This window comes from Mycobacterium sp. (assembly GCF_050701675.1).
Taxonomy (GTDB): domain Bacteria; phylum Actinomycetota; class Actinomycetes; order Mycobacteriales; family Mycobacteriaceae; genus Mycobacterium.
Map to the genome: position 1 here is coordinate 1 of NZ_JBOGDD010000715.1, position 5,754 is coordinate 5,754.

At 65.9% G+C, this 5,754-nt stretch carries 5 protein-coding genes; 1 reads left to right on the forward strand and 4 read right to left on the reverse strand.

What is annotated here, in order from left to right:
• Positions 1-113: 113 nt before the first annotated feature.
• The 4 genes from ACRDUX_RS21985 to ACRDUX_RS22000 are packed head-to-tail and all read right to left on the reverse strand — an operon-like array spanning position 114 to position 4,801.
• Positions 114-1,196 (reverse strand): ABC transporter permease, encoded by a 1,083-nt coding sequence (locus ACRDUX_RS21985; RefSeq protein WP_526416477.1) that lies wholly within the window; start codon positions 1,194-1,196, stop codon positions 114-116.
• Positions 1,193-2,215, reverse strand: coding sequence for an ABC transporter permease (locus ACRDUX_RS21990; RefSeq protein ID WP_526416479.1), 1,023 nt, complete (start codon positions 2,213-2,215; stop codon positions 1,193-1,195). Before ACRDUX_RS21990 ends, ACRDUX_RS21985 begins: the two co-directional genes overlap by 4 nt.
• On the reverse strand, positions 2,212-3,723 hold the full coding sequence (locus tag ACRDUX_RS21995; RefSeq protein ID WP_526416481.1) for a sugar ABC transporter ATP-binding protein: 1,512 nt from the start codon (positions 3,721-3,723) through the stop codon (positions 2,212-2,214). The genes ACRDUX_RS21990 and ACRDUX_RS21995 overlap by 4 nt, the downstream gene beginning before the upstream one ends.
• 19 nt (positions 3,724-3,742) lie before the next feature.
• Positions 3,743-4,801 carry an autoinducer 2 ABC transporter substrate-binding protein gene (locus tag ACRDUX_RS22000; protein WP_526416483.1) on the reverse strand — a complete coding sequence of 353 codons (1,059 nt, stop codon included), beginning with the start codon at positions 4,799-4,801 and terminating at the stop codon, positions 3,743-3,745.
• Between the two features lie 313 nt (positions 4,802-5,114).
• On the opposite strand from ACRDUX_RS22000, the gene ACRDUX_RS22005 reads away from it, so the two are divergent.
• On the forward strand, positions 5,115-5,754 hold a 640-nt coding region (locus tag ACRDUX_RS22005), incomplete at its 3' end, for a substrate-binding domain-containing protein (RefSeq protein WP_526416485.1).

The following is a 5,754-nucleotide window of genomic DNA, read 5'->3' on the forward strand; positions in this document are numbered from 1 at the left end:
TACCGCCCGTCACCAGCGCGCGTTTGCCGGTCAAGGCGAAGGTGTCGAGAACAGTCATGTGCTTACTCCGTTTCTGAACAGATGCGTAATACGTTCGATGCGTCGGGCTTTCGTCAGTCGCCGCCGCGGAATCTACGGCCCGCCAACCCGTTCAGCAACGCGGACAGGATGAGGACCACACCGAGCGCCAGCAGTTGGAATTGCGTGCCGGTGTTGCCCACGAAATAGAGGATGATGCCTGCGTTGAGCCACACGATCAGGACCGTGGCGAGAAGGACGCCCGCCAGGCGGCCGATGCCACCGGTGATCGCGACTCCCCCGAGCACCGCGATGGTGATCGCAGGCAGCGCAAGGCCGTTGCCGGAGGTTCCGGCGTCGGGTCGGGCCGAGGCGAACTCCGCGGTGATGTAGACCGCGACGAGGCCCGATAGGACCCCGGACAGCACGTAGGCGCGCATTCGGGTACCTGCGACGTCGAGACCCGCCCATCGCGCGGCGACGTCGTTCGTCCCGACGGCGTACAGCCTGCGCCCGAACGTGCCGCGCCCCAATGCGAGCCAGAGCACGACGAGTACGGGAAGGAGGAAGGTGAACACACCCAGTGGCACGTCGGGGATGTAATCACCGATGATTGGCACCCGGACCGAGCCGGTCAGCGTGTAGAGGTCTTGAATCTGGGCGCTGTTGATGGGTTTCTGGTCGTTGATGACCAACGCGATCGACCGGTAGGCGTAGTAGGTGGCAAGCGTTGCGATGAGGGCAGGAAAGCCGATGCGGGCGACGAGGAATCCATTGATCGCCCCCAGAATTGCACCGGCGACCACGGCCAGCACGACGGCAGCCAACAGCGGCCAGCCCCACTTGCCGTAGGCGAACCCGAAGATCATCCCGACCAGCGACACCATGGCGCCGACGGAGAGGTCGATCCCGCCACGGCCGGACACGATGACCACGAGTTCGGCGAATCCCAGCAGCGCCAACGGGACCGCGTCGATGAGGCTGGCCGACATGTAGTCGAAGTCGTATGCGCCAGTGAGGTATCCGTTGGCGCTCATGTAGATCAGCCACGCGACGACGATGACGATGAGCACGGCGAGCAGCACGATCCGCTGTGTCAGTATCGCTTCCCAGATCCGGTCGATCCGCCTGCGGGCGGCTGGCTCGTCGACCGCGGGCGCGGAGGCCTCGACGCTCATCGTGTCCTCCTCGCGCGTCGGCGCAAGAGATCCGTCCCGACGGCAACGACGATGAAGACGCCGACGAACAGGTAGGACAGCTGCGAGGGCCAACCCAATTGCGTCACCCCGGATTTCACGGTTTGAACGAGCAGTGCGCCGAGAATCGTGCCGAGTACCGAGCCGCGCCCGCCCATGATCGAGGTGCCCCCGATGACCACCGCGGCGATGACGGCGAGCTCCTGGCCGGACCCCACGGACTGGTCGAGGCTCGAGGTGCCCTTCGCCAGGGTGAAGATGGATCCGAGTCCGACGAGCACGCCGGTGATGATGTAGGCGACCAGGATGCGTCGTTGCACCCTGATTCCGGCCAGTCGCGCGGCGACCGGGTCGCCGCCCACCCCGAAGAAGTGACGCCCGCCGGGAGTGTGGCGCAGATACCACCACGCGATGGCGGCGAGGACGACGGTGATCGCGAAGCTGTGCGGGACGTCGAACGTGCGACCGTCGACGCCGCGGCCGAACCAGGCCAGCGTGTTCGGCATCCCGCTGATGGGTTGCGAGGCGAAGATCTGCAGACCGACGAACAGAAACAGATTCGCCGTGCCGAAGGTGATGATGATGGCGTGCACGCGCCCATAGGCGATGAGTACGCCATTGACCAGGCCGAGGACCGCGCCGGTGGCCAGCGCCACCACCAAACACCAGACCAGTGGCAGAGATTGGTCGCGCATGAGCTTGGCGGTCACGACGGAGCACACCATGATCGCGCCGCCGACGGACACGTCGATGCCGCCGGTGATGATCACGAACGTCATGCCGATGCCGATCAACGCCACCGGAGAGAACTCGACGAGTAGCGGGATGACCGAGCCGGCACTGAGGAACGCCGGTGTGGCCAACGCCAGCGCGATCCAGAGCACGACCAGGACTGCGATCAGGGCGATCTCGGCGGGCGTCACCGGTGAGGGCAGCACCCGGCCCCGGGTGCGCACCGGCGCGGCGCTCGACGCCGCATTGGGATCGATCGCGACGCTCATGGGTTGGCCCCTCCTTCCTGATCCCCTGCGGCTGCGGCCAGGACGTCGACTTGCCTTGCGTCGGGCCCGAACTCCGCGGCGATGGTTCCCGCGCGCACCACCAGGAGCCGATCGGTGATTCGCAGCGCCTCCTGAAGGTCAGAGGTCACGACGAGGACCGCCGTGCCGTTGTCGGCGAGGTCGGTGATGATGCGGTGGATCTCCTCCTTGGCGCCGATGTCGACACCTTGAGTTGGCTCGGCCAGCAGCAATAGCTTGGGCCGCTCGACGAGCTGTCGGGCCAGCATCACCTTCTGTGCGTTGCCGCCGGAAAGGGTTCCGACGGGCTGGTTTTCGTCCGACGCCCGCACCGAGAGCCGCCCCATCAGATCCTTGACCACCGTGCGTTCCTTGCGCCGGTCCACGAACGCCCGGCCCACCGAGAGGCGCTGCAGATGACCGATCGACACGTTGAACGCGATGGATTGGAAGGAGAACATGCCCTCGGTCTTGCGGTTGGCGGGCAGCAACGCGATTCCGGCCCGCTCGGCCTGTCGTGGTGTGCGCGGGGCGATGGTGCGTCCTTCGAGGACGATGTCGCCCGCACTGGTCTTGGCCAGCCCGTGGATGCACTCGGCGATCTCGGCGACGCCGGAACCGACCAGTCCGTAGAGCCCGAGGATCTCTCCAGAGCGCAGCTGCAGGCTCACGTCGTGGAAGGAACCGGCCCTGGCGAGCGACTTCAGCTCCAGGACGGGCTCCCCCTGCGGTGCGGTCCGCGGGCCCGATTGCTCGGAGAGGGCCTCTCCCACCATCAGTTCGGCCATCCGCCGTACCGACATCTCCCCGATCGGATGAGTACCGATGGTGCTGCCGTCGCGCATGATGGTGACCTGGTCGGCGATCTTGACCACTTCGTCGAGCCGGTGGGAGATGTAGACGATCGCGACGCCGTCGTCGGCGAGTCGGCGAATGATGCCGAACAACACCTCGATCTCGGCGTCAGTCAGGATGGCCGACGGCTCGTCCAGGATGAGGATGCCGCATTTGCCGGCCAGGGCCTTGGCGATCGACACCTGCTGCTGGGTGGCGACCGACAAGTTCCCGACGGTGGCGGTGGCCAGCTTGGCGGGAAGGCCGAGGGCTTCGAGCAACCCGACGACGCGTTCATTCTGCGCGGCCCAGTCGACGCGTCCACGTGTGACGATCTCGCGACCCATGAAGACGTTCTCGGCGACGGTGAGCTCGGCGAACAATTGCGGTTCTTGATACACCGTGGCGATGCCCAGCGCGATCGCATCGACGGTCGAGGTGATCGACACCGGCTGACCGTCGTAGCTGACGGTGCCTGCGTCCGGGATGGTGGCGCCCGAGACGATCTTGATCAGCGTGGACTTTCCTGCGCCGTTCTCCCCCACCAGGGCGTGGACCTGCCCTGGCCGAAGTTCGAAGTCGGCGTGCCTGATCGCCTTGACCGCGCCGTAGCTCTTGGCGACTCCGGTGAGTGTGAGTCGCGGGTCCTCCGGCATGAGGTCTCCGGTCCCGCGGTCAGTAGTTGAACTGATCGACGTTCTCGGTGGTGATCAGCAAGGGGTCACCGAGCACCAAGGTCTTGCTTGCCTCGTCCCACTTCACGTCAGGCATCTGGTCGCTGACCTTGTTGGTCGCCTCGAACGTCTTTCCCTTGGCTAGCTGCTCGCCGGCCCAGGCCGTCAGGTAGCCCAGGTTCTGCACGTTCCACAGGATCGAGCCGGACGACGATCCGTCGGCCAGATACGGCTTCATCGACTTCGGCGTGCCGATCCCGACGGTGAAGACCTGCCCGATCTTGCCTGCGTCCTTGACTGCCTGGGCAACGCCGACGGCGGACGTCGTGCACTGTCCCAGCAGCCCCTTGAGGTCGGGGTGTGCGCTCATCAGGTCGGTGGACATCTGGGTGCCCTTGGCCTGATCCTCGCCCGAGTACACGACGTCGACCAGCTCGGCCTCCGGGTACTTCTCCGATACATAGGCCTTCTCGGCGGCGATCCAGGAGTTCAGGTTTTCCGCCGTCTCGCCGCAGGACACGATGGCCCACTTGCCCTTTCCGCCCATCGCCTTCATGAGCGTCTCGGCGGTGGTGGTGCCGATGCCCTCGGCGGTGGCTTGGTTGACGAACGCCTCGCGGACCGAGTTGGGGGCGTCGGTGTCGGCGGTCAGGACCTTGATGCCGGCGTCCTGGGCCTGCTTCATCAGCGGCGCCATGGAGTCGGGATCGTTGGGCGCGATCACCAGCGCGTCGACCTTCTGCTGGATGAAGGACCGCACGATCTGAGCCTGTGCGGCCGCGTCGGCTGAGGTGGGCCCCTGGTAGAGCCACTCGATGTCACCGAAGTCGTTCGCCGCCTGCTTGGCGCCGGTGTCCATCGCCTCGAAGTACGGGGATCCCTGCAATTTCGGCACGAACGCCACCTTGACCTTCTCGCCGGACGCGCCTGCGCCTTCCGACGCGCTGGCGCCGCCCGAGGTCGCGGGGGTGTTCTCATTCTTCTTGGTGCACCCGCCGGTGACCATCGCGATGGCCAACACCACGCTGATCGCACCGACGAATCGCTGGGAAATCGCCATCGACTTCTCCTTCGGCCCTAGCTCGAGGATCACGTGCCAACGCCCGTCTGACGTCGACTACGCGCACCTCGTCGAGACCGGCCCGGAGAGGCGAACACCCGACGCGTCCGTTTCATATATCGAACTCAGCGTCGAGTGATGAAACACACACTAGGCACCCCCTCGTGACCTTGTCAACAATGCGGATGTACTTCTGCCCCAGCACGTTTGCACTTCGGACATTTCAGGTTTCGTCCTCATCTCCGAGTGGTGAAACGCCGCGCAACGGTGAGCGCCGGTCATCGGCGTTTGCGCATCGATTACCCTGAGTCGGATGTCGGACCCAGCAGCCGGGGCCAATGACACACGCGCGCGCCGCGAACGGGGACGTGTCCCCGCACTGACGCGCGCGGCGACCGTGCTGCAAGCCATTTGCGACGCCGGCCACCCGATGGCACTTGCCGAGCTGGCTCAACTGACCGGTCTTCCCAAGAGCAGCGTCATGGGCATCTGCCATGCCCTGACTCAGGAAAGTCTGCTCGCCCGCGGGGTCGACGGCACGTACGCGCTGGGCGCCCGCGTCTTCGAACTGGCGTCGGCGGCTCGGGCGCAACCCGGCCCGGTTCACGACATCGGATTCAGCTACCCCGTCGACGAAAGCTTCTTCATCGCCGAGATCAACGCCCTGCGCGCAGAGGCCGCCAGGCTCGGTGCCCTGCTGCACGTGCACACCGCCAAGGAGGACAAGGAGATTCAATCCCGCCAGATCCTCGACTTCGTCGATGCCGGGCTCGACCTGATCCTGATCGAGCCGGTGGCAACCGAAGGTCTGGAGGATGCCTGCGCCCGAGCTCGCGCAGCCCGGATCCCCGTCGTCGCCATCGGTTCGGCCGTCAGCGGTGCCGACGCCGTCGTGGCGACGGACAACACGAAGGCAGGCTCCCTGGCCGGGGCGGCGTTGGCCAACGCGCTGG